The sequence below is a fragment of the Proteus faecis genome, assembly GCF_003144395.1.
GTDB classification, from domain to species: Bacteria; Pseudomonadota; Gammaproteobacteria; order Enterobacterales; family Enterobacteriaceae; genus Proteus; species Proteus faecis.
Map to the genome: position 1 here is coordinate 338,396 of NZ_PENZ01000045.1, position 25,559 is coordinate 363,954.

Below are 25,559 nucleotides of genomic sequence, written 5' to 3' on the forward strand. Positions count from 1 at the left end.
ATGATTATGGCAAATTATTTCATTGAACGGTGTGAGAAAAAAAACGAAGATTTTTTTATTTTATTTTCTTATTTAAACTAAGTGTTCTTCAAGATACTATCAACTTCTTATTATCAATTCTTATAACGATAAATAGAACATAATCCACCTTTAATCGTCATTTTGATATTTTAGTATAATAGGAAGATATTTTTTCTATCAAAGAGCTTACCTCCCCCTCTTCATTACGCATTCATTAGCATGTTTAACTGTCTTATCTTCTTAGTAAAAATCGGCGTTACAGCATGATCCTTGTATAAATTTAACGCTAATTATTACGATATTTATAGAAAAACCTAGTCTTGAAAACAGCATAAAACAGATGTTCATTTTTTCTAGATGACACTCTTTGATTCAAAACACGTATTTAAAATATTATTTTTAACAATCCAAGAGACTTATTCATGGTTTTTATCATTATTTTTAGGCTCTACAATAAAGTAAATAAATAGAAAAACGCGTTTTCATATCCAGATCAATTTTAGAAAAAGCCAATATAAAACAATTTATTAGTATAAATTTAGGCAAGGTATTGATGCATTAATTACAATACTAACTATGAATATAAGCTGTTAAATGAAACTAGAAATAAAAATGCCAGCTTCTTTTTTGGAAGCTGGCATTTTAGATAGTGTTAATCTGAAATTATTAACAGAATTGTTACTTACTTGATCAGTGATTTAATTGCTTCACCAATATCAGCTAAGCTACGGACAGTTTTCACACCAGCAGCTTCAAGAGCAGCAAATTTCTCGTCTGCAGTGCCTTTACCACCAGCAATAATTGCACCCGCATGTCCCATACGTTTGCCTTTAGGCGCTGTTACACCAGCAATATAGCCAACAACAGGTTTAGTAACGTGATCTTTGATATAAGCAGCCGCTTCTTCTTCCGCTGTACCACCAATTTCACCGATCATTACAATCGCTTCTGTTTGTGGATCTTCTTGGAAAAGCTTCAGAATATCAATAAAGTTAGAACCCGGAATTGGGTCACCACCGATACCAACACAGGTTGATTGACCTAAGCCAACATCTGTTGTTTGCTTAACCGCTTCATAAGTTAATGTACCTGAACGAGATACAATACCTACTTTACCTGGTAAGTGAATGTGACCAGGCATAATACCAATCTTACATTCACCTGGAGTGATAACGCCTGGGCAGTTAGGACCAATCATACGCACGCCAGCTTCATCTAATTTCACTTTAACCGTCAGCATATCCAGCGTAGGAATACCTTCAGTAATAGTAATAATTAATTTAATGCCTGCATCAATTGCTTCTAAGATTGAATCTTTACAAAAAGGTGCCGGTACATAGATAACTGTTGCCGTTGCACCCGTTGCTTCAACCGCTTCACGTACTGTATTGAATACAGGTAAGCCTAAGTGAGTCGTCCCGCCTTTGCCTGGCGTAACACCACCGACCATTTGTGTACCATAAGCAATAGCTTGCTCAGAGTGAAATGTTCCTTGGCTACCAGTGAAACCTTGGCAAATTACTTTGGTATTCTTATCGATTAAAATAGACATTATTTTGCCTCCGCTGCTGCAACAACTTGTTTCGCGGCATCAGTTAAGCTTTTAGCAGCGATAATGTTTAATCCACTATCCGCTAATTTTTTCGTGCCTAACTCTGCATTGTTTCCTTCAAGACGAACAACCACTGGAACATTAACGCCAACTTCTTCAACTGCGCCAATAATACCGTCTGCGATCAAATCACAACGCACAATACCGCCGAAAATGTTGACTAATACAGCACTGACATTTTCATCTGACAAAATAATCTTAAATGCTTCAGTTACGCGCTCTTTTGTTGCACCACCACCAACATCAAGAAAGTTTGCAGGCTCGCCACCGTGAAGTTTAACGATATCCATTGTTCCCATCGCTAAACCTGCACCATTAACCATACAACCAATGTTGCCATCTAATGCAACGTAGTTCAGTTCCCATTGTGCAGCTTGTGCTTCACGAGGATCTTCTTGTGAAGGATCGTGCATTTCACGCATTTCTGGTTGACGATACAACGCGTTACTATCTACGCCTAATTTACCATCAAGACAAATCAGATCGTCTTCTTTAGTAATAACCAGCGGGTTAATTTCGATTAAAGCAAGATCGCGCTCTAAGAAAATAGAGGCTAATCCCATAAAGATTTTAGCAAATTGACTAACTTGCTTGCCTTTTAAACCCAGTTTAAATGCTAATTCTCGTCCCTGATAAGGCATAGGGCCTGTCAGTGGATCAATAATTGCGCGATGAATAAGTTCTGGCGTTTCTTCTGCCACTTTCTCGATTTCAACGCCGCCTTCTGTTGAGGCCATAAAGACAACGCGACGGGTACCACGGTCAACAACCGCACCAAGATAAAGCTCTTTAGCAATATCCGTTGCTGCTTCAACCAAAATCTGTGTAACAGGCTGACCATTAGCGTCTGTTTGATAAGTAACTAAACGTTTGCCTAACCATTGTTCAGCAAATGCGCGGATCTCTTCTTTAGATTTAACGACTTTTACGCCGCCAGCTTTACCACGTCCACCCGCGTGAACCTGACATTTCACGACCCAAGGGCCTTGACCGATTTTTGATGCAGCTTCTTCTGCCTCACGCGGTGTGGTGCAGGCGAAACCAGCAGGTGCTGGTAATCCATACCGTGTGAAAAGCTGTTTTGCCTGATACTCGTGTAAATTCATGATGTTCTATCCATAATCTTGTTGAAAGTCGGGCTTTCTTATTTTTTTGACTATAAGCCAGTAAAATCTGGCTTCACGAACACACTGTACTTCTTTGATGCTTGTGTCTGTTGCTAAGTAGGCAGGAGGAGCATCTCCTGCCTAAAAGCGATATCTATTACCTATACATCAAGTAATAAACGAGCTGGATCTTCTAGCATCTCTTTAACGGTTACTAAGAAACCGACAGACTCACGACCATCAATTAAACGGTGGTCATAAGACAGAGCCAGATACATCATTGGTAGAATAACAACCTGACCATCTACTGCCATTGGGCGATCTTTAATTGCATGCATCCCTAAAATGGCACTTTGTGGTGGGTTGATAATTGGAGTTGACATTAATGAACCGAAAACACCGCCATTGGTGATAGTGAAGTTACCACCGGTTAAGTCTTCAACAGTTAACTTACCGTCACGACCTTTTACAGCTAATGCTTTGATGTTTTTCTCAATATCAGCCATGCTCATTGCATCCGCATCACGTAATACTGGTGTTACCAGACCACGCGGTGTAGATACCGCAATACTGATATCGAAGTAGTTGTGATAAACCACATCAGTGCCATCAATAGAAGCGTTCACTTCTGGATAACGTTTCAGGGCTTCAACAACCGCTTTAATATAGAAAGACATAAAGCCTAAACGTACACCGTGACGTTTTTCGAATGCTTCACCATACTGAGCACGTAAATCTTTGATTGGTTGCATGTTGATTTCGTTAAACGTTGTCAACATTGCAGTGGTGTTTTTCGCTTCTAATAAACGTTCTGCTACACGTTTACGTAAACGTGTCATTGGTACACGTTTTTCGCTACGGTGAGATAATGGTGCTTGAGGAACCTCTGCAACGGGTTGTGCAATTGATTTATTCGCAACATGACCTTCGATATCTTGGCGAGTTAAACGTCCGCCTACACCGCTACCTTTCACATCCGCAGGGTTAATATCGTGTTCAGCCACTAAGCGACGTGCTGTTGGACTTAAAGCATCATTATTGTCTTTTGCAGCAATATCCGCACTTTGGCGCTGTGCTGGCGTGCTATCTTGAGCAGGTTTCACATCAGCAGGAATGCCAGTGCTATCACCTAAACGAATACGACCTAGCAATTGGCGTGAACCAACAGTAGCGCCCTCTTCCTCAAGAATACTTTCTAAAACACCTGCTTCACTTGCAGGTACTTCTAAAACAACTTTATCTGTTTCAATTTCAACCAGCACTTCATCGCGTTGAATGCTATCACCAGGTTTTTTATGCCAAGTTGCGACTGATGCGTCAGCAACTGATTCAGGGAGATCCGGTACTAGAATATCTACACTACTCATTTTCTATCCTTATTTATTCAACTTTCAGTGCGTCTTCAACCAGAGCTTTTTGTTGCTCCTGATGAACAGAGGTATAACCAACTGCTGGAGAGGCTGATGCAGGACGTCCTGCATAACGTAATGTTGCGCCTGCTGGAATAGCATCACGGAAGTTATGCTGACTACAGTACCAAGCACCTTGATTTAGTGGCTCTTCTTGACACCAAATAAACTCTTTTACATGTGCATAAGGTGCGAGAATTTGCGCAATATCTTCGTGTGGGAATGGATACAGTTGTTCAATACGAATAATGGCAACGTTGTTTTGCTCATTGGCTCGACGCTGTTCTAATAAATCGTAGTAAACCTTACCGGAACACATCACAACACGTTTCACATCAGTAGGTTTTAAATCATCAATTTCACCAATGACCGGTAAGAATTTACCATTTGCTAATTCATCTAACGCAGAAACCGCTAATGGATGACGTAACAGTGATTTTGGTGACATTACAATAAGTGGGCGACGCATACCACGTAACGCTTGGCGGCGTAACATATGGTAAACCTGAGCCGGAGTTGACGGCACACAAACCTGCATATTTTGTTCTGCACACAGTTGCAGATACCGTTCTAAACGTGCAGAGGAGTGCTCTGGACCTTGACCTTCATAACCGTGTGGTAACAACATGACTAGACCACACATACGACCCCATTTTTGCTCACCAGAGCTAATGAATTGGTCGATAACTACTTGAGCAACGTTTGCGAAGTCACCAAATTGTGCTTCCCAAATTGTTAAACCACGAGGTTCTGTTGTGGCATAACCATATTCAAATGCAAGCACTGCTTCTTCTGTTAATACAGAATCCCAGACATTAAATTGTCCTTGAGCATTATGAACATTGGCTAATGGTACATAAACAGAGCCATTTGTTTGGTTATGAATAACTGCATGACGATGGAAGAATGTACCACGTCCCGCATCTTCACCAGAAAGGCGAATGGTGATACCTTGGTCAACTAAAGTTGCATACGCTAATGTTTCTGCCGCACCCCAGTCGAGTAGTTTCTCTCCTTCAGCCATAGCAGCACGGTCAGCATAAATTTTCTCAACTCGAGACTGCATCACGATTTCTGAAGGAACGGTACTCACACGACGCGCTAAATCTTGTAAACGCGTTTTCTCTACTTTATGTGGATACTCTTCATTCCATTCGTGATTTAAATATGGTTCCCATGTGTAAGAATGCAGACCCATTGGGCGGTACTCTTCAACAACACAATCACCACGATCCAAGGCATCACGATAGAGATTAACCATCTCTGTCACATCATTGGCATCAAGCAATGATTGAGCAACCAGTTTATCCGCATAAATTTTACGTGGTGTCGGATGTTTTTTGATTTTTTGATACATCAGAGGCTGAGTCGCATTTGGCTCATCCGCCTCGTTGTGACCATGGCGACGGTAACAAACGAGATCAATCATAACATCACGTTTAAAGGTATTACGGAAATCCAATGCTAAGCGAGTGACAAAAGCTACCGCTTCAGGATCATCAGCATTAACGTGGAAAATTGGTGCCTGAACCATTTTCACAATATCAGTACAGTATTGTGTTGAACGGGCATCTTTTGGATTTGAAGTCGTAAAACCAACTTGGTTATTGATAACAATACGAACGGTACCACCTACTTCATAACCACGCGCTTGAGACATGTTCAGGGTTTCTTGCACAACACCTTGACCTGTCACAGCCGCATCACCATGAATAGTGATAGGAAGAACCATATTACTACGCGCTTCATCTAAGCGATCTCGACGAGCACGAACAGAACCAATTACAACTGGGCTAACAATCTCTAGGTGAGATGGGTTAAAAGCTAATGCGAGGTGAACTTGAGCACCTTCAGTCGCAAAATCAGATGAGAAACCTTGGTGATATTTAACGTCACCTGTTCCCAAATGTTCTTTATGAATACCCGCAAATTCATCAAATAAATCAGCCGGTTTTTTACCTAGGATATTAACCAGAACGTTTAAACGTCCACGGTGCGCCATACCAAGAACGACTTCACGAGTGTCTTGTTTACCGGCATGGCGAATTAAATCTTTTAGCATTGGAACTAATGCATCACCACCTTCTAAAGAGAAGCGTTTTGCACCTGGGAATTTAGCCCCTAAATAGCGCTCTAAACCTTCAGCTGCAGTTAGCTCTGTCAGGAAGCGTAACTTCTCTTCTTTAGTGAATTGGTCTGCAACATTCACTGATTCTAAACGTTGTTGTATCCAGCGTTTTTCTTCAGTATTAGTGATATGCATATATTCAGCACCGATTGAACCACAGTAAATGCGTTTCAGGGCTTCATATAAATCACCTAATTTCATCGTTTCTTTGCCGATAGCAAAAGAACCGACGTTGAAGGTTTCTTCAAAGTCTTCTTTAGTTAGATTATGGAAAGCTGGATCTAAATCTGGCACAGATTCTTGTTTCCATAAACCAAGCGGGTCGAGATTAGCGTTTTGGTGACCACGAAAACGGAAGGCATTGATGAGCTGCAAAACTTTCACTTGTTTTGAGTCCATTGCCGGATCGCTTACCGAGGTATGATATCGAGTGGATTCTTTTGCGAGGCGTCTGAAGTAGTCGCGGGTTTGTGAATGCGACTGCTCTATGCCTTGACTTGCGGGCAGTTGTTGAAAAATCTCTCTCCAACTTTCGTCAACAGAGTTTGGGTCAGTTAGGTAGTCTTCATAGATATCTTCTATGTAAGACTGATTCTCTCCTGCTAGAAAGGTTGATTCTAGCCAGTCCTTCATTGCGCCGTTCTGCATTATGATCCCTTAAGCTATACAGCTTTAGTTCGCCGTGGATAACTAATACCGTGATTAAACGGTGTCGATTGCAAGGTTCTCTTATGACCCGCTATCTCGCAGGTTCTTTAAATATGGAGCTTTAGCTCTCAAGGAACCTTTAAGTACTGTCTTACAGTATTTAAAGGTGCCTTACTATTTTTACCGCAAACGCCTAACTTAGTTTTTCCATTAACCGCCCTAATTATTTTAGGGCGGTTATTATTTTATGCACTACGTTTTAATAACATTGACTTAATATGACCAATCGCTTTTGTTGGATTAAGTCCTTTAGGGCATACGCTGACACAGTTCATGATGCCATGACAACGGAACACACTGAACGCATCATTAAGATCATCAAGACGAGATTCAGTTTCTGTATCACGACTATCAATCAAGAAACGATAAGCCGCTAACAGTCCGGCAGGTCCGATAAACTTATCTGGATTCCACCAGAATGACGGACAAGAGGTTGAACAACAAGCACAAAGGATACAGTCGTAAAGCCCATCAAGCTTTTCACGCTGTTCTGGTGACTGTAAGTTCTCACGAGCAGGAGGATTCTTGCCATTATTAATTAAATACGGACGAATTTTCTCGTACTGTGTATAGAACTGAGTCATATCCACTATTAAATCACGAATCACTGGTAAACCAGGTAACGGTCTGATCACAATTTTCTTACTTCCTTTCTGTAAAGATGAAATAGGTGTGATACAAGCCAAACCATTTTTACCATTCATGTTCACACCATCAGAGCCGCAAACACCTTCACGACAAGAACGACGGAACGATAAGGTAGGATCTTTTTCCTTTAATTGAATTAATGCATCCAACAGCATCATGTCACGCCCTTCAGGAACTTCGAGGGTGTAATCTTGCATATGCGGCGCATTATCAACGTCGGGATTATAACGATAAATCGAAAATTCAAGTTTCATATTTAAGTCTCCGCAACTTCAATAACACCGCTAATTAATATGTACGCACTTTTGGTGGGAAAGCTTCACGCAGTTTCGGCTGCATATTGACTTCACGTCGTGTCATTGTTTCGGTTTGCGGTTGATATAATGTATGGCATAACCAGTTCGCATCATCACGTTCTGGGAAATCGAAACGGCTATGAGCGCCACGACTTTCTGTACGGAAGTTTGCAGATACCGCTGTGGCATAAGCCGTTTCCATCAAGTTATCTAACTCTAAGCATTCAATACGCTGTGTATTGAATTCACTTGAATTATCATCCAGTCGTGCATTTTGTAAGCGCTCACGAATCACTTTCAGTTCTTCTAAGCCTTTTGCCATTGCATCACCTTCACGGAATACCGAGAAGTTATGTTGCATACAAGATTGCAGTGCTTTACGGATTTCAACTGGATCTTCACCAGAACGGTTATTTTCCCAGCGATTTAAGCGAGTTAATGCTGCTTCGATATCAGAATCGCTCGCATCACGCATTGTACCTTGTTCCATCAGTGACTCTTTTAAGTGCACTCCCGCTGAACGGCCAAATACAACGAGGTCTAACAGCGAGTTACCACCTAAGCGGTTTGCACCATGAACAGATACACAAGCAATTTCACCCACTGCGAACAGCCCAGGAATAACAACATCTTCGCCTTTTTCGTTCACACGAATAGCTTGTCCCGTCACTTTGGTTGGGATCCCCCCCATCATATAGTGACAAGTAGGTATAACAGGAATTGGTTCTTTAACTGGGTCAACGTGTGCGAAAGTACGAGAAAGATCAAGAATACCCGGTAAACGAGACTCAAGAACTTCTTTACCTAAGTGATCCAGTTTTAATTTCGCATGAGGTCCCCAAGGGCCATCACAACCACGACCTTCACGAATTTCGATCATAATAGAACGCGCAACCACATCTCGGCCGGCAAGATCTTTGGCATTTGGTGCATAACGTTCCATAAAGCGTTCACCGTCTTTATTTAACAGATATCCACCTTCACCACGACAACCTTCGGTCACTAATACGCCTGCACCCGCAATCCCCGTTGGATGGAATTGCCACATTTCCATATCTTGCAGAGGAACACCTGCACGAACTGCCATCCCCACACCATCACCCGTGTTGATATGCGCATTTGTGGTTGATTGGTAAATACGACCCGCACCGCCAGTCGCTAAAATAGTGGCATTGGCTTTGAAGTAAACGACTTCACCCGTTTCGATACAAATTGCTGTACAACCAACAATGTCACCATCTTGGTTTTTCACGAGATCCAGTGAATACCACTCTGAAAAAATGGTTGTATGATTTTTTAAATTTTGCTGATAAAGGGTATGCAATAATGCGTGCCCAGTACGGTCAGCAGCAGCCGCTGTACGCGCAGCTTGTTCACCACCAAAGTTTTTTGACTGACCACCAAATGGACGCTGATAAATACGACCATCATCGAGTCGAGAAAATGGGAGTCCCATATGTTCCAGCTCTAAAATTGCTTCTGGGCCGGTTTTACACATATATTCGATAGCGTCTTGGTCACCAATATAATCGGAACCTTTTACTGTATCGTACATGTGCCATTCCCAGTTATCCTCATGGGTATTACCCAGTGCAACAGTAATACCACCTTGAGCAGAAACGGTATGAGAACGAGTAGGAAAAACTTTAGAAATCAGTGCACAAGACAGACCCATTTGAGAAATCTGTAAAGCGGCACGCATACCGGCACCACCAGCACCAATAACAACAGCATCAAACTCTCTTACTGGCAGATTCATTACACACCCCACACCACAATTGTTCCATAAATAAGATAAACCAACAGCGCAACAACAATAATCAGTTGTAAAGTCAGGCGTAATGCCAGCGGTTTAATATAGTCCGTTAACACTTGCCACATTCCGATCCACGCGTGAATAAGAATAGAAAGCAAGGTCAAGATGGTGAACACTTTGGTTAAGGATGAGCTAAAGAACCCACGCCATACCTCATAGGTTATTTCTGTTGTAGCAATAAATCCCACAAGATAAAGAACATATAAAACGATAATGATGGCTGAAGCACGAAGGAATAACCAATCCTGTATGCCAGTACGGCCTAAAGTAGAAGAATTACTTACCATACTAATACCCCCGCCAATATTGATAAAATAACGGTAATAACCATTGATGCAGCCGCTGAGTTGCGACCAACAATCAAGGTTTCATCAATAAAGCCGAAGTCCATCAACATATGACGAATACCACCACAAATGTGATACGCCAATGCCGTTAGGATGCCCCACAAAATAAATTTTGCGAAGAAACCAGTCATAATTTCAGCAGCTTGCTGAAAACCTTCAGGAGAAGAGAGAGAAGTACCAAGTAACCACAGTAAGATACCAACTGCGACTAACATGATAACCCCAGAGACACGATGCAAGATCGATGCGATAGCAGGGAGTGGAAACTGTATCGTCTGTAAATCCAGATTGACAGGTCTTTGTTTTTTCACAATTTATGCCCACACAGCTTTTATAATTTTTCCTTCCTCCGGACCTGGATGGAAATCAAACAGCGAATGGGGTACAAAGGCACATTTTAAGTAAAATGTTAAATCCGTCTATTTTACAAAAAGTGTGGATTCGTTACGCTGGTTCTCCATACAACAACGGTTCCGGAGACCTGCGCGCAGTATAAGTGCTTCACAAACTTATTACAATTACCACACAACTTGTGTGCCCGACATTTGCCTCGAACAGTGAGAAGGATCACTATTTAATACATCCGATGCAAAAATGATTATCATTTTTGACACATACACAACATTTTTATTACATTTACTGCATTAATTTAATGTTTATGTTTTTTTTGTGCGCAAACACGCTTCCAGAAACCTCAAACTTATGTAAAAGTGATAGCAGTACTAATTCTAAGTGCATTGCATAAAAAAGCACCTAAAAAAACATAACATCAAAAGCTCCTTAACATAAGTGACACACTATAGACCTAGATATTACGGGCATTAAGTAAAACTCGGCTGGGTACCTTACATCAACTATAGTTTCACTATCGAAGTGCATCTTTATGAAGATACCCTCGACTTTGTTAGGAGACATATAAGCGCTAAGGAGATTATAAATGGCTGATAACAAAGCTAAGCTAACGATTGCTGAAACATCTGTAGACTTGGACGTTCTATCCCCTACACTCGGTTCCAAAGTTATTGATATTCGTACTCTCGGCTCCAAAGGTTATTACACCTATGATCCCGGCTTTACCTCAACCGCCTCTTGTGAATCAAAGATCACCTTTATTGATGGTAATAATGGCATCTTACTTCACCGTGGTTTCCCTATCGGACAATTAGCGACTGAATCAACCTACTTAGAAGTCTGCTATATCCTGTTATACGGCGAAGCACCGACACAGGAGCAATACGATAAATTTAAAACCACAGTAACGCGTCACACCATGATCCATGAACAAATTACCCGACTGTTCAATGGATTCCGTCGTGATTCACACCCAATGGCCGTACTGTGTGGTGTTACAGGTGCTTTAGCTGCGTTCTATCACGATGCATTGGATGTCAGTAATCCGGTTCACCGCGATATTACGGCTTATCGCCTTCTTTCTAAAATGCCAACAGTGGCAGCGATGTGTTACAAATATTCGATTGGTCAACCTTTCGTTTATCCAAGAAATGACCTCTCCTATGCAGGCAACTTCTTGCATATGATGTTTGCAACACCATGCGAAGAGTATGTTGTTAACCCAGTACTTGAACGCGCAATGGATAGAATTTTCATCCTTCACGCAGATCACGAGCAAAATGCATCAACTTCTACTGTGCGTACAGCTGGCTCTTCTGGTGCAAACCCATTTGCATGTATCGCAGCAGGTATCGCGTCACTTTGGGGACCGGCTCACGGTGGTGCTAACGAAGCTTGTCTACGTATGTTGGAAGAGATCAAAACGGTTGAACATATTCCTGAATTTATTAAACGAGCAAAAGATAAAAATGACTCCTTCCGTTTAATGGGCTTTGGTCACCGTGTTTACAAAAACTACGATCCTCGTGCGACAGTAATGCGTGAGACCTGTCATGAAGTGTTAAAAGAATTAAACCTCAATGACAGTTTACTTGAAGTGGCAATGGAATTAGAACGTATTGCTCTAAACGATCCGTATTTTATTGAGAAAAAACTCTACCCTAACGTTGACTTCTACTCAGGTATTATCCTTAAAGCGTTAGGTATCCCATCCAATATGTTCACTGTTATTTTTGCTATTGCTCGTACAATTGGTTGGATTGCTCACTGGAATGAAATGCACGAAGATGGTCTGAAAATTGCGCGTCCTCGTCAACTTTATACTGGTTATGATGAGCGCGATTTCAAAAGTGAAATTAAAAAGAAATAATTGATTTTTTTATTAATTATCTTTGTTAAGCCCCGTTTAAATCGGGGCTTTATGTTTTTAAGTTATCGATAAAATCTATCAATTTTTCAAATATTCTTGCGGTGTTTGCCCTGTCATTTTTTTGAAAAAGGTAATAAAGGCACTGTCACTGGCAAATCCTAATATCTGACTAATATCAATATAGCGATGATGGGTAGATAATAACTCAATAGCTTTCATTAATCGCCATTGCTGGCGCCATTGTTGATAGCTCAGCCCCGTTTCTTTGTAAAATAAACGTGTGATTGTTTTTTCACTCGCCCCCACGTACTTAGCCATTTCTTGTAGTGCTGGCGGTAAATCATCAAAGGATAAACGGCTTAGTCGCCTATCTTTAGGCATAAATAAATGATTAGGTTGCCGCGGTGCTTGAGCGATTTCATCAAAAAAAACCGCCAATAAATTGGCATAGCGCCCTTCTTCCCACTGAGTATCAAAATCAGCAATAGAAATTCGTTCTAATACTTCTCGTAAAAGAGGTGAAATCGTTAAGATCTCACTCTCACTTGGAAAATTATCATGTAACTCTTCACTAATATAAACTGAACGATATCCAACAGAGGCATACATTTCGACTCGATGCTCAAGTCTCGGAGGGATCCACGCAATCCTCATTGGAGGTAATACAGAAATACGGGAAGCCAAAGTAATTCTCATGCATCCTGACTGCGTAAATAATAATTGCCCTCTATCATGAGAATGAAACCCTGAGTCGTGCTTTCCCATTTCTGCCGCAATACCTACGACCGGTGCAAGATGTTCTTCTGGCACAAAGTGGTCGTATTGATTAAGCCAAGCCATCACTTGTCCTATTTGAAAAACAATATGTCTTTATATTTATAACAAGACATTTATTATCTCTGTATTCTGTTCATCAAGATTTAAGGATTTAGGATAAAAAAGATGAACAAAAAACTCTCTTTATGGTTAGCAATTGCGTTAATGATGTTTCCACAAATTGCAGAAACCATTTATAGCCCAGCACTTACTGATATTGCAAACGGCTTTCATGTGAATGCAAACGAAGCTGGACAAACACTTTCGCTCTATTTTTTTGCGTTTGCTTTGGGCGTCATTATATGGGGTCGATTATGTGATGTCATTGGTCGCCGCCCAACAATGTTAGCTGGATTGTTTATTTATGCGATTGCTTGTCTTGGCGTTTTTATGACACAAGATTTTTCAGTCTTACTTGGATTACGCATGCTTTCCGCTTTTGGTGCAGCAGTAGGTTCAGTGGGCACTCAAACTATTATGCGTGATGTGTATAGTGGTGATGAACTGGCTAAAGTTTTCTCTGTTATGGGAGCCGCTATCGCACTAAGTCCAGCAATTGGGATGTTAAGTGGTTCATTATTAGTGAGTTATACGGGCTATCAAGGTGTGTTTAGTGGACTAGCCTTTCTCGCTATAATTTTACTGTTATGGAGCGCCGTCGCTTTACCTGAAAGTCGCCCTGAAACAATAAAAACAGCACCACTCGGAGAAACTGCAATAAAAATGCTTAAAGATAAGCAAATTGCTAAAACAGTATTATTAATTGCCTTTTTTAATATCAGCCTCTTTGCTTATTATCAATTAGCACCTTTTATGTTTGATAAACAAGGTTATAGCGCGAGCACTTTTGGTTATAGCGGTATTGTATTAGCAATAGGTGTCGGTATTGGCTCTTATATTAATAAAGCACTATTAAATCATCATTGGCAATGTGAAAAATTAGTTTTACTCGCAAGTTTTATTGCATTAGTCAGTGCCATAAGTGTTTATTTATTACGTAGTCACATTAGCTTTATTATTCCAATGATGACCAGCGTTATTGCTTATGGCATTGCCATTCCAAATATCTTAGCTACCGCATTAGCACAATATAAAGATCGTTTGGGCACAGCGGGAGCGTTATTAGGCTTGTTCTACTATCTGTTAATTGGCGGTGGGCTTGCACTGGCAGGATGGGGACAAAGTTTAGCGATAACGTTACTCATTTGTAGCATCGGTTCCTTATTGTTGTCTTTTTCTCGCCAAACGGCTAAATAATAAACTTATCCCGTACTCCTTAAAGGTACGGGGTTTTCTCTTACAATTGATCTTATTTTTTAATCAATTTCACTAAGGGTTAACGCTTATTTCGCTTAACAGACAATTCTTAATCTTGTTCAATCCCACAAAAAATGCCTTTATTATCATTTCTTCGTTTTTAGCACTTTTTCCTGATATACCCTTTTATATAAGGACAAGTTGAACATTAATAAAGATTAGTGATTTTATTTAGTGTTTATCTCTATAAATTTAACCAATATTATCTCTTGCCTTTATTTATTATAACAATAATCAAATTGTTCGTTACGCTGTTTCATGGTAAAAAAAACTGTTTATCCATACATAGCTTAAGGAACTGGCGTGATAAAAAAAATCTTAGACATTTTCCCACTTTTTGGGAAAAAAGACGTCGCAATTACTGAAAAACATCTCCAAGAATCACTGGTATTGCTTGCAATATTTGATGAGAGTTTGCCTAAACGTACATTAAATTATGTACTTACAGGTGAAAATCCGGAGATCCTTTTCGAATTAAATCAGCTGGATGCTTCAAAAGCGGCGGTTTACTTTGATAAACCTGGCACATTAGAGTGGTGGTATGCTCACAATGTGAATACAGGTCAATATAATAAAGTCATCACTCAAGGGCTGAATGCACGACACAAACTCTATTCTAAAGTCGGCGATAGCTTTTCAGCAGAACAAGTTGCACGTTATGGTAAAGTTCTAGCCGCAGCTTGCCAAGATATCAATATTAAAATCACCACAAAAGAAGTGCCATCTTGGGTGCTTTATCTTTTAATTGATGTGTTTTACAACACTTATGATAATGCGCGCAATCTCAATTTAGAGCATCGTAAACATTGGAATATGGAATTTATCGCTAATATGGTTGAAAAAGAAGCCAATATTGCGGGAGAAAAAGCCTTATTCGCTGTGTTTGATAGAAAAGATATTTCTGAATACTATGCTTCTAATCTTAAGCGTATCTATGAATTAAGTGATTTAAAAGACTACCTACTTTCACATCAAGAATTTGTTAGAACAGAATTAATTGAAAAATTGTCAGCAAATGGCTTAGTTGAATTAATTAATTACCTCAATAAAAATACCGTATTACGTGACACTTTTGCTGACATTATTGTGTTACTTGCCACCAGTAGCTTAAAAACCGTTAAGAAAACCGCAGAACCAATTTTAATCACCTTACCACCTGAAATTGTTAAAGAAAATCTTACCCATGTTTTAATGAATGGTACGCCAAAACAACGGACGCAGGCCGCAGATTTATTTGCACGCCAAGGTGAAAACCGCGATGTACTTGAAGAAGCGTTAAAACATGAAACTTCAAAAGCGGTAATAAAAAGTATTGAAAGCGCCCTGCTACGTTTTAATGTTGCAGAAGATGCCAATGCCGTAGAGGCAATTGAGACTCCTGATTTCACGCCATTAGAAGACATACCATTACCTGATAGCGTTCGCGATATGATGGTCAATAACTTCAATGAGCTCTTGGTCAAAGCCAAAGAAAATGCTGAACGTGAAATTGAAGAAAATAAAACAACTAAACACACTTATAATTGGGCACAACGACATTTAAGAGATTTAAATAAAATTGATGAAAAACAGTGCCGTGCAATAGTAGATAAATTGAATAGTGGCCAAGGTTCTATTCAGTCAAATGAAATTCAAATCATTAAATATAAAAATCGTGTTTTAAATTTACCTGAATATACGCTATTCCATGCTGTGCGTGTAATCGCAAATAATCGCCAACATGCCGACCACTTCTCCTCTCATTATTTTAATGGCGAAATTCCTGAACGCTTATTTAGTGATATTGAATTACGTCACCTTGAAGATGTGCTACAACGTTGTAATTTTAAAAATGCAACCCGCCTAACTGCTGCATTATGTTTAGAATCTTATGAGGATGGTTTAAAACGCTTCCGTAAACCAGAGCAAGTTTGGCCTTTCTTCTCTCAACATCCAGATTATATCGCTGAAGCCCTGAATTTAATGCCAAATCAAAGTGAGCATCGTTATCGCCAGTTTGAAATTTCACAAGGCATTAAAGTATTAAGTCTTTTTCCTACCATTCCCGCACAATTCGTGCCTCGAATTATGGAATTGGCATTAGGTGAAAATAAAATGCACCGCGTTTCAGCTCAGAATTTACTTGAAACACTGCCAAATATTCATACAAGTGCACAAGAAGGTTTATCTTCTGCGAAACAAGAAATTCGCGTTACCACCATTGAATGGTTGGCTCGTTTAAAAAATCCAGAGTCATTACCTGTACTAAATGCCTTATTGAAAAAAGAGAAACGTGAAATAGTACGAGCCTCTTTATTAACAGCGTTAGAGCAACTTGGTGAAGATATCTCAAGTTATTTATCACCAAAAACCTTATTAGCTGAAGCTGAAAAAGGCCTTAAAGCTAAAGCACCTGCAAGCCTCGCTTGGTTTAACTTTGATGCCATTCCTGCATTAACATGGGAAAACAAAAAAGCAGTTGATCCAGCAATTATTCGTTGGTGGATTATTCTGGCAGTAAAACTAAAAATGCCAGGAGGAAACGCGTTATTACAACGTTATATCAGCCTGCTTTCTACTGATAGTCAACATAAACTTTCAAGCTTTATTCTGCATACCTTTGTTGCTCAAGATATTAAAGGTCCAACGCTTGAAGAAGCGATGGTAGAAGCACAACGTGAAGCACCGGGACGTTTAAGCAATTATCAAAACTGGGCGAAGCGTTATCCTGAATATTACGCTAAATATGAAAACTACACTTTAGAGCAAGTGATTGAAGAGATTAAAAACGAGGTATTACGTCGTTATTTAGGCTCAGCAATCAGTGATAAAGGTATGTTAGCGCTTATCTGTGGTATTGAAGGCCATGTTGCGGTATCTGTATTACGTAACTATATGCGTGATCACTATCAGCGTCGTGCGCAAATTGAAGCGATGATTGATGCCGTAGCATCAAGCAATGATCCGATTATCATTCAGCTTCTTCTGTCATTATCTCGTCGTTATCGTACTGCATCAGTGCAAGAAAAAGCGCGTAACTTAGTCACGCAAATTGCTGAACGTAATGGCTGGAGTTCAGATGAATTAGCGGATAGAACCATTCCAACTGCTGGCTTTGATGATACTGGTACATTAGTGCTGGAATACGGTGAGCGTACCTTTACTGCGAAGATGGATGCAAAACAAAAACTAGTCTTGTTTAATCCTGAAGGGAAAGAAGTTAAAGCCTTACCTGCTGCGCGTAAAAATGATGATCCTGAGCTTATCAAAGAAGCGAAAAAACTCTTCACTTCAAGCAAAAAAGAACTTAAACAAGTTATCGAGCTACAAAGTGTGCGCTTATATGAAGCGATGTGTGCTCAACGTCAGTGGTTAAGCACGGATTGGCAAGAATATATCTTAGCTCACCCAATCATGCATAAATTGATTGAACAATTGGTTTGGCAAGAAGTGAAAGATGGCAAGGTTATCAATACATTCCGCCCTTCTGATGATGGTGCATTGCTTGATCTAGAAGATGATGAAGTGACTTTACAAAACGATTCGTTGATCCAGCTTGCTCATGCAGCATTAGTTAATGAAGATGAGCGTAAGGCATGGATCGCTCATTTTAAAGATTACAAAGTGAAATTCTTGTTCTCTCAAATGGAGCATAAGATCCCTGAGTTAGATCTGAAACAAACTGAAGTGGAAGATAGAAAAGGTTGGATCACAGACACATTCACTTTACGCGGTATTTTAACCAAAATGGGTTATCAACGAGGCCCAGCAGAAGATGGTGGCTCGTTCTCGCACTATTACAAATTCTTCTCTAGTTTAAACTACTACGTGAATATCGGTTTCAGTGGTAGCTATGTACCAGAAGAAAACATTCCTGCTGTCTTATTTGATTTGAGCTTTGAGAAAAATCAGCAAGATTACTGGGATCGTAATAATGTTGAGCTAAAAGATGTACCACCCATTCTATTAGCAGAAAGTTATGCCGATTATCTAAAAGTCGCTGAAGCTTGTGCAGGATTTGATCCTGAATGGGAAAAGAAAACACCTTGGTAAAAGATAGGGATAATTAGGAAAGAATATGGCTAAAAAAGCACCCGCAGATCAACAAGCAATTAGGGAAAGCGCTGAGGTTCGATTTGCTCAAGAGTTAGAACGTTTAACAAAAGCTGATGCTAATAATCCTAAACCACAAGGATGGCTTCGCTCTCCTCGTGCTGTACGCCAATTTATTTTAGGTGATGATGCACTAAACATCACACCTAAGTTTTTTGGCGACGATGCATTGGTTGATCGCGCGATTGTCACATTGTTGGGTAAACAAGGTTTAATGCTAGTTGGTGAACCTGGTACAGCAAAATCGATGCTCTCTGAGCTTTTTGCTGCCGCTATCAGTGGTGATTCAGGATTAACGATCCAAGGAACAGCTGGCACAACAGAGGATCATATTAAGTATTCTTGGAACTATGCTTTGCTATTAGCAGAAGGTCCAACAGAACGCGCTTTAGTGGGATCACCGCTTTATCAAGGTATGTTGCAAGGCAAAATAGTTCGCTTTGAAGAGATAACCCGTTGCCCTCCTGAAATTCAGGATGTTTTAGTTTCCTTGATGTCAGAGAAACAATTGATGATCCCTGAAATGGGTGATGGTGCACGTATTAGTGCGAAACCGGGATTTAACCTCATTGGTACTGCAAACTTACGTGATCGCGGTGTTCATGAAATGTCTGCCGCATTAAAGCGACGTTTTAACTTTGAAACCGTGAAACCTATTCGTGATCCTGCATTTGAAATTAGCTTGATCCAATCACAGCTGGAAAATGAATTAGGCTCTTTAGCAAATGAAGTCACTGTACCAGCAGATGTTGTGGAATTACTGGTCACAACATTCCAAGAGTTACGCTCAGGTAATACTAAAGATGGTGGCAATATCAAAACACCAGATGCGGTTATGTCAACTGCAGAAGCCGTGAATATTGCTTATGCTTGTGCCTTAGAAGCGCATTATTTAGGTGACGGTGTGATGAATGCAGGTGCAATTGCCCGTCAATTAATCGGTGTTGTATTAAAAGACAATGCTGATGATATCAAGCGTATTCGTTATTACATGGACAACGTCGCCAGAGAGAGAGCAAGAAACAGTAAAGAGTGGAAAGCTTTCTTTGATGCATCAAAAGAGTTTTGGCAATAAAACGCTAAGGCTCGTGGCTACATACTAAAATACGTTATTTATCTATTAAAGGCAGAGTTAACTCACTCTGCCTTTTCACCCAAAAAAGGGATCGACACGGTGACGCTACCTTCAATACCTTTACCAGAAAGAATTGACCAAGCACGACTGAAATGGACGTCGTTACAGCAACAACATCTCTATTTTGCCCCTGTACGCCACCATAGCCCAGCTTGTGCATACGGTGTTTTATCACTTATTGATTCAGTAAAGCCTGACTATATTTTGATAGAAGGCCCGGATACGTTTAACTCACTAATCCCAAGCTTAAACGATAAAGACACTCATCCTCCTGTCGCCATTATGGGACAAGCAGAGTATTTGCATAATGATGGAAAACAAGAAGGAGGTGAGAAATCACTACACTCAGCCTATTTTCCATTTTGTGAATATTCTCCTGAATGGCAAGCTTTGCGAGGTGGTTTGCGCATCAATGCCAAAACACGTTTTATCGATTTACCTTGGGCTGCACAAGTTAATAACGAAGAGTATAGCGACTCACAAAGTCGCAGCTTACAAAAAGAGCGTTATTTCGCACATAGCCAATTTATCGCGCAATTAGCCAAAAAATGCCACTGTCGTGATCATGATGATGTTTGGGAGCATCTTTTTGAATTACGTAATATTGAATCCTTAGCGGATTGGCAAACGCTGTTTAATGACACCTTTATTTGGTGCGCACTTGCACGCCTTGATTATGAACCTGAAGTGCTTGAAGCTGAGGGCTCTTCACAACGTGAAGCACATATGCTGACGCATATTCAAACCATCAAACAGCAAGAGCCTAATGCCAAAATTTTAATCGTCACAGGAGGATTCCATACCCTTGCATTAATTGAAGGCCTAACTAATTCACAATCTCAATCTTTCGCTATTTCTAACGCAGAACAGAAGCAATTCACTAAAATGCAAAAAATGGGTGAAAATGAGCAAGCTTGGCTTATTCGTTACAGTTTTGACAGATTAGATGCACTTAATGGTTATGCTTCAGGGATGCCATCTCCAGCATTTTATCAACAAACTTGGCAAAGTTTGATGCAACAACATCATGATAAATTAGAAAATAATGATGCGGCAAAACAGCCAACCCAAGTTTATCGTAATAAAATGGGGATCGCTTTTCTAAGCTCTGTAGCTCAGGCAATTAGAGAAAAACAATTTGATAATCCACCTAGCTATTTAGCGGTAAAACTCGCGGCTGAACAGAGTTTACGCCTCGCTTTACTCAGAGATCACGCCGGTACCGGTCGCTATGACTTGCTTGATGGTTTACAAAGCGCCTTTATTAAAGGCAGTTTAGATGATAGCCAAAGCGAATTATGGGCTGAAATTAAAACCTGCTTCTCTGGTTATCTCTTGGGTAAAATTCCATTAGGTACGGCAACACCTCCCTTAGTTAATGAAACCTATGAACGAGCTAAAGCTTTTCGTTTCAAACTTGATGATACTTTAACAAAAACAACTAAGTGTGATGTGTACCGTAACCGGCAACATCGCTTAAGAAGTCGCTTTTTACATTTATTGGCTTTCTTAGAGATCCATTTTGCACACCGTGTAAATGGCCCTGATTTTCTTTCTGGTCATCAATTAGATCTGTTATTTGAAGAGTGGCAATACGCTTGGACACCCAATGTGGAAGGCGAGCTAATTTCACTATCAGAGAAAGGCTCTCAACTTGAAGCCATCGCCCTAAGTAATCTGTTATCAATGGAGAAACAGCTTGAAGATCAAGGTCAAAGCCGTTCAAGTCAAAGTGCAGTCACGTTATTAATCCAAGCAGCATTAATTGGACTCCACCAGCGCATACCATCACTCTTTAAATTGTTAGATAGTTATATTCAGCAAGATTTTCGTCTTGAGTCTCTCACTCAATGTGGACATAAACTGATCCATTTATGGCGAGGGCGCCAATATCTTGATATTACTGATGAGCTTTCACTTGAAAATCGTCTACATCAAGTTATTCCACAAGCTTTCTTTTGTTTAGAACAATTGGCTCAGGGTGATGAGCAACAACAAGAAAGCAATTTACAAGCGCTACTCTCTTTGCGTGAATTGATTGAATTTATGCCATCACTCAATAATCCGCATGATTATAAAAGTGATTTCTATCAGCAACTCAATCGCCTTGATGGTCAATTAGATACCGTACCTTTATTAAAAGGTGCCGTAGATGCATTACGTTATTTAGGCTCATATATTGACGAAAATACATTAGTCGCCACGCTAAATACGACCTTTAGTACAGGCAGTTCTCCCGAACATGCTATTGGTTATTTCGTCGGTATGATGCGAACGGCACCAGAGCTGGTTATTCGCCTACCGCTATTAGTTGATCACTTAAATACCTTGTTACAGCAATGGGATGAAGAACGATTTATTCAGATCTTACCTGATCTGCGTTTTGCCTTTAGCCAACTTAATCCCAAACAAAATGCGGAGCTTGCACAATATATTGCCAACGATATTGGTTTAGATACACAAGCGTTATCTTTATGGCAGTCAGAATTTAGTACTAAACAGATGCTTGAAGCCACTAAACTCAATCAAAAATTACAACAGCGAATAATGGAACAAGGCATGACTTCTTGGTTTGATACTAAGAAAATAGAGAAAGGAGATACGACTCATGAGTCAGCATAATGACGATATGCCTGAAGAAGATAAAATAAAACAAGCAAAACGCTGGCGCCTGATTTTAGGTCAATATGCTGATGATGCTCTTGGGCAAGCAACTTTTAATGCTGATGATTTAAAAGTTGAACGTACACTCGACTTTCTCTATCGCCGAGAATATCAACGCAGAGGCCTTCGCCAAGAACGAGGTCGTCATGGATCACTCGATGCATCGCAACTTACTGCGGTAAACTGGCTAAATCACGCACGTAAGCTATTCCCTAATAGCACATTTGAACGTATGCAATCACAAGCGATTGAACGTTATCAAATCAGTAGCTTTCTTAAAGATCCCAATACGTTAAAAGCGATGGAGCCAACAAAAGCGTTAGCTAAAACATTATTAAGCTTACGTGGCCGTATGAGTGAAGAAACACGAGACGCGGTTAAAACCATTATTCGTAAAGTGGTTGATGATATTTTACGTCAAATTCGTAATAATTTTCGCCAATCGTTAACAGGTCGTCGTAACCGCTTTAGACGCTCTTTAGTCCCCAATAGTCGTAACTTTGATTGGCGCGCAACTATCGCGGCGAATTTAAAACATTACGATACTCAAAATCGCCGTTTAGTGATTGAAACTCCCTATTTTAACTCACGGATGCAACAACACTTTCCGTGGGATGTGATTCTTTGTGTTGACCAAAGTGCGTCAATGTCCAGCTCAATTATGTATGCCGCAGTTTGTGCCAGTATTTTAGCCTCTTTACCTGCTGTTAATGTCTCTTTAGTGGTTTTTGATACTCAAGTTGTCGATTTGTCGCATTTAGCAGACGATCCCGTTGAAGTTTTAATGACAGTACAATTAGGTGGCGGTACTGATATTGCAGGTGCAATGCAATACTGTGAACGTTTGGTCAAAAATCCTAAACGCACAATTATTTCACTTATCAGTGACTTTGAAGAAGGTGGCTCATTAAACCGCTTATTAGATTGCACACAACGCCTTAATAGCCAACAAGTTAAATTATTAGGGCTTGCGGCGCTTGATGATGAAGCTCAACCTGTTTATGACTCAGCAATTGCACAAAAACTTGCGGATAGAGGTATGCAAGTTGCAGCGTTAACACCTGAACATTTCGCACAATGGTTAGCAGAGGTAATGCAATGAGTTGGCAAACTGTTTATTTTCATTACGATGAAGATGCGCTCACTGTATTTGCTAATGCAGGTTTATTAAGACGCGCAAGAAAAGATGTTGATAACAAAAAAGTTTCTCTCACTGATGCCAATACAGGACAGTTCAATAGTGACGGACAAAATGTTGTTTTACACGAAGCGGGGATCCAACAAGCCAGTTGCGATTGTTCTGCATCAGGTTGCTGTAAACATATTTTAGCCGCCGTTTTATGGCTACAAGCCAATAATAGTGTAGATAATTCAAATGATGATAATAGTAATGAAACATCATCAGAAACCATTACTGATCCCGTTGAAATCGCCCCTCTATTACCCACCTTATTGGCTCTTGATCCAGAAGCATTAATCAAAAAAACAGGAAAACCAGCCTGTCGCATGGCGATTAAATTAGTTGAACAGTGGGAAACAACAACATTAAATTTAGAAGACACGGGGACACAGTTAAAAATTCAACTTCCTGATATTAATGAACCTGTTATTTTCTTACAAGGTAGTGGTTATGATGGCATGTTATCACCTTTTTCTGACTCACAGAAAAAAGCATTTCACCTTGCTATCGTGGCTAAACTATTTGAACAACATGCTCAACCATGGGTTTGGCCTGAAGATTTAATCGTTGTTCCACCTTCAAAGCGTCCTCTCAATGAAGAAGAGTCAGCGTTAATAACGACAGTTGAACAATTTATTTATGATCTATTGCGTCAAGGGCTATCACATATCAGCGTAAGCAGTGCCACACAGTTGCACTTATTGAATATGACAGCTAGAGCAGAAGGTTTACCTCGTTTAGCATCTTATTTGCGAACATTAAGCACCCAAGTTAAGTTGTTGGCAGAAAGACATTTCACTATGGATGAAAGCAATGTCTTGCGCTTGTTGGCTCATATTTCAGCCTATCTATTCCAATTATCCAATGCGACACCTGAACAGTTAAAAGTGTTACGAGGACAACTTCGTCGTCAATATGATGATAAAAAAACGAGCCTCTCACTGATCCCTATTGGTGCGAACTGGTGGACAGCACAAAGTGGTGCATTAGGTGCAACCTTTACCTTTTGGGATAAAGAAGAAAAACAGCTCTTACAAGCAACACAAGCACGCCCAAATCAATTGGATACTCTGTTTAACCGTTATAGTGTTTGGAATAGCTTATCGTTATGGAAACAAACATCCGATAAATTAATGCGCCGTCCTTTTTTATTACAAGAGCCTCGTATTTCTGATGAAGGAAAACTGGCGACTATTGGCGAAAGCTTTGCACAAAACCAAACGGACTTTCTTGATATTACGGATTATCACAATCTGCAAACTGAATTGGGGATCAACAATTGGCAAGCATTACCGGACTATTTTGCTAATCAACCTGAAGGATTTCTTTCTCCTCTCGTCTTACATATCAAAAGCTATAAACCATTAATTTGGTATGAAATAGAGCAGTGCGTTATTTGGGATGTTTTAGATAATCATGATAATTCAGCCTTCTTACGTCTTTATTGGGAAGGAACGATGCAAAATAATCTGGAAGAATTACGTTATCTCACTAAGCGAGAATTAGAGATAGTTGCAGTCACTGTGCAACCTGTTCGACGTGATTTAAATATAGATTTATTACCAACAACCATTTGGTTTAAAACGACAAAAGGTATTGAACTGTTTTATCTCGATTTTGACCAATTTCCGCGTAAGAAAAAACAGTCTACGTTTATTAGCCGTATTCAAGAATATATGGCTAAACGTAAGCAACAAACGGCAATGCATCACAGTGAGCCGACTTTAGCACAAAAATTTTGCCGCCCTATTTTATCAGTATTAGAAGCCCAAGCCTGTACTGGGAGAGAATTACTTTCTGAAATGCAAAAAGAGCAGTTAGAAATAAGCAAGCATACTGCTGACGATTTAGGAATGACATTAATAGCCAACCAATTAGCTCGTTATCTGGCCTTAACGACACGTGATCCTCAAGCTTTATTACAGCTAATTTGGCTATGCGATAATCTGCAACAATTACAAAGCCCATTACCCATTCAGCTTAATGAGTAATAAAGTAATAAGCGATCTCTCTTTCATGGAGAGATCGCTTATAGAATAAGAA

16 protein-coding genes are annotated in these 25,559 nt (G+C 40.0%); 7 read left to right on the forward strand and 9 right to left on the reverse strand.

The window, feature by feature from the left end:
- Window positions 1-703 precede the first annotated feature (703 nt).
- From sucD to sdhC, 8 genes are all read right to left on the reverse strand, one after another.
- Window positions 704-1,573: a succinate--CoA ligase subunit alpha gene (gene sucD, locus DK858_RS15345; protein WP_006537657.1), complete on the reverse strand. Its 870-nt coding sequence runs from the start codon at window positions 1,571-1,573 to the stop codon at window positions 704-706.
- Window positions 1,573-2,739: an ADP-forming succinate--CoA ligase subunit beta gene (sucC, locus tag DK858_RS15350; RefSeq protein ID WP_006537658.1), complete on the reverse strand. Its 1,167-nt coding sequence runs from the start codon at window positions 2,737-2,739 to the stop codon at window positions 1,573-1,575. Before sucC ends, sucD begins: the two co-directional genes overlap by 1 nt.
- 161 nt (window positions 2,740-2,900) lie before the next feature.
- Entirely contained in the window at window positions 2,901-4,106 is a 1,206-nt protein-coding gene (odhB, locus tag DK858_RS15355; RefSeq protein ID WP_109398139.1) for a 2-oxoglutarate dehydrogenase complex dihydrolipoyllysine-residue succinyltransferase, read from the reverse strand.
- Window positions 4,107-4,119: 13 nt separating this feature from the next.
- Complete coding sequence (sucA, locus tag DK858_RS15360; RefSeq protein WP_109398140.1) at window positions 4,120-6,924, reverse strand: 2-oxoglutarate dehydrogenase E1 component; 2,805 nt, start codon at window positions 6,922-6,924, stop codon at window positions 4,120-4,122.
- Between the two features lie 245 nt (window positions 6,925-7,169).
- A complete protein-coding gene (locus DK858_RS15365) occupies window positions 7,170-7,886 on the reverse strand; it encodes a succinate dehydrogenase iron-sulfur subunit (RefSeq protein ID WP_006537662.1) in 717 nt (238 codons plus the stop codon).
- A 34-nt stretch (window positions 7,887-7,920) separates the two neighbouring features.
- A complete protein-coding gene (sdhA, locus tag DK858_RS15370) occupies window positions 7,921-9,687 on the reverse strand; it encodes a succinate dehydrogenase flavoprotein subunit (RefSeq protein WP_006537663.1) in 1,767 nt (588 codons plus the stop codon).
- Window positions 9,687-10,031: a succinate dehydrogenase membrane anchor subunit gene (gene sdhD, locus DK858_RS15375; RefSeq protein ID WP_006537664.1), complete on the reverse strand. Its 345-nt coding sequence runs from the start codon at window positions 10,029-10,031 to the stop codon at window positions 9,687-9,689. The genes sdhA and sdhD overlap by 1 nt, the downstream gene beginning before the upstream one ends.
- Window positions 10,025-10,405 (reverse strand): succinate dehydrogenase cytochrome b556 subunit, encoded by a 381-nt coding sequence (sdhC, locus tag DK858_RS15380; protein ID WP_129586864.1) that lies wholly within the window; start codon window positions 10,403-10,405, stop codon window positions 10,025-10,027. Before sdhC ends, sdhD begins: the two co-directional genes overlap by 7 nt.
- Window positions 10,406-11,028: 623 nt before the next feature.
- Between sdhC and DK858_RS15385 the strand changes: the two genes are divergently transcribed.
- Entirely contained in the window at window positions 11,029-12,312 is a 1,284-nt protein-coding gene (locus DK858_RS15385) for a citrate synthase (RefSeq protein ID WP_109398141.1), read from the forward strand.
- Between the two features lie 78 nt (window positions 12,313-12,390).
- Here the strand turns inward: DK858_RS15385 and DK858_RS15390 are convergent, their stop codons facing one another.
- Entirely contained in the window at window positions 12,391-13,152 is a 762-nt protein-coding gene (locus DK858_RS15390; RefSeq protein ID WP_109398142.1) for an AraC family transcriptional regulator, read from the reverse strand.
- A gap of 102 nt (window positions 13,153-13,254) precedes the next feature.
- Between DK858_RS15390 and DK858_RS15395 the strand changes: the two genes are divergently transcribed.
- From DK858_RS15395 to DK858_RS15420, 6 genes are all read left to right on the forward strand, one after another.
- On the forward strand, window positions 13,255-14,385 hold the full coding sequence (locus DK858_RS15395; protein WP_109398143.1) for a multidrug effflux MFS transporter: 1,131 nt from the start codon (window positions 13,255-13,257) through the stop codon (window positions 14,383-14,385).
- A gap of 363 nt (window positions 14,386-14,748) precedes the next feature.
- Window positions 14,749-18,477: a DUF4132 domain-containing protein gene (locus tag DK858_RS15400; protein ID WP_109398144.1), complete on the forward strand. Its 3,729-nt coding sequence runs from the start codon at window positions 14,749-14,751 to the stop codon at window positions 18,475-18,477.
- 25 nt (window positions 18,478-18,502) lie between these two features.
- Window positions 18,503-19,612 (forward strand): ATP-binding protein, encoded by a 1,110-nt coding sequence (locus DK858_RS15405; RefSeq protein ID WP_109398145.1) that lies wholly within the window; start codon window positions 18,503-18,505, stop codon window positions 19,610-19,612.
- Between the two features lie 99 nt (window positions 19,613-19,711).
- The gene (locus tag DK858_RS15410; protein ID WP_109398146.1) at window positions 19,712-22,294 is read left to right on the forward strand and encodes a DUF5682 family protein; all 2,583 of its coding nucleotides are present in this window, start codon (window positions 19,712-19,714) and stop codon (window positions 22,292-22,294) included.
- Window positions 22,281-23,438, forward strand: a complete 1,158-nt coding sequence (locus DK858_RS15415; RefSeq protein WP_109398147.1) for a VWA domain-containing protein — start codon at window positions 22,281-22,283, stop codon at window positions 23,436-23,438. The genes DK858_RS15410 and DK858_RS15415 overlap by 14 nt, the downstream gene beginning before the upstream one ends.
- Window positions 23,435-25,507: an SWIM zinc finger family protein gene (locus DK858_RS15420; RefSeq protein ID WP_109398148.1), complete on the forward strand. Its 2,073-nt coding sequence runs from the start codon at window positions 23,435-23,437 to the stop codon at window positions 25,505-25,507. The genes DK858_RS15415 and DK858_RS15420 overlap by 4 nt, the downstream gene beginning before the upstream one ends.
- The last annotated feature ends 52 nt before the right edge of the window (window positions 25,508-25,559 follow it).

What these genes read in the sequence shown, in the direction of transcription:
- sucD (WP_006537657.1), bottom strand. Translation starts at nt 1,573, where the DNA reads ATGTCTATTTTAATCGATAAGAATACCAAAGTAATTTGCCAAGGTTTC.
- sucC (WP_006537658.1), bottom strand. Translation starts at nt 2,739, where the DNA reads ATGAATTTACACGAGTATCAGGCAAAACAGCTTTTCACACGGTATGGA.
- odhB (WP_109398139.1), bottom strand. Translation starts at nt 4,106, where the DNA reads ATGAGTAGTGTAGATATTCTAGTACCGGATCTCCCTGAATCAGTTGCT.
- sucA (WP_109398140.1), bottom strand. Translation starts at nt 6,924, where the DNA reads ATGCAGAACGGCGCAATGAAGGACTGGCTAGAATCAACCTTTCTAGCA.
- DK858_RS15365 (WP_006537662.1), bottom strand. Translation starts at nt 7,886, where the DNA reads ATGAAACTTGAATTTTCGATTTATCGTTATAATCCCGACGTTGATAAT.
- sdhA (WP_006537663.1), bottom strand. Translation starts at nt 9,687, where the DNA reads ATGAATCTGCCAGTAAGAGAGTTTGATGCTGTTGTTATTGGTGCTGGT.
- sdhD (WP_006537664.1), bottom strand. Translation starts at nt 10,031, where the DNA reads ATGGTAAGTAATTCTTCTACTTTAGGCCGTACTGGCATACAGGATTGG.
- DK858_RS15385 (WP_109398141.1), top strand. Translation starts at nt 11,029, where the DNA reads ATGGCTGATAACAAAGCTAAGCTAACGATTGCTGAAACATCTGTAGAC.
- DK858_RS15390 (WP_109398142.1), bottom strand. Translation starts at nt 13,152, where the DNA reads ATGGCTTGGCTTAATCAATACGACCACTTTGTGCCAGAAGAACATCTT.
- DK858_RS15395 (WP_109398143.1), top strand. Translation starts at nt 13,255, where the DNA reads ATGAACAAAAAACTCTCTTTATGGTTAGCAATTGCGTTAATGATGTTT.
- DK858_RS15405 (WP_109398145.1), top strand. Translation starts at nt 18,503, where the DNA reads ATGGCTAAAAAAGCACCCGCAGATCAACAAGCAATTAGGGAAAGCGCT.
- DK858_RS15415 (WP_109398147.1), top strand. Translation starts at nt 22,281, where the DNA reads ATGAGTCAGCATAATGACGATATGCCTGAAGAAGATAAAATAAAACAA.
- DK858_RS15420 (WP_109398148.1), top strand. Translation starts at nt 23,435, where the DNA reads ATGAGTTGGCAAACTGTTTATTTTCATTACGATGAAGATGCGCTCACT.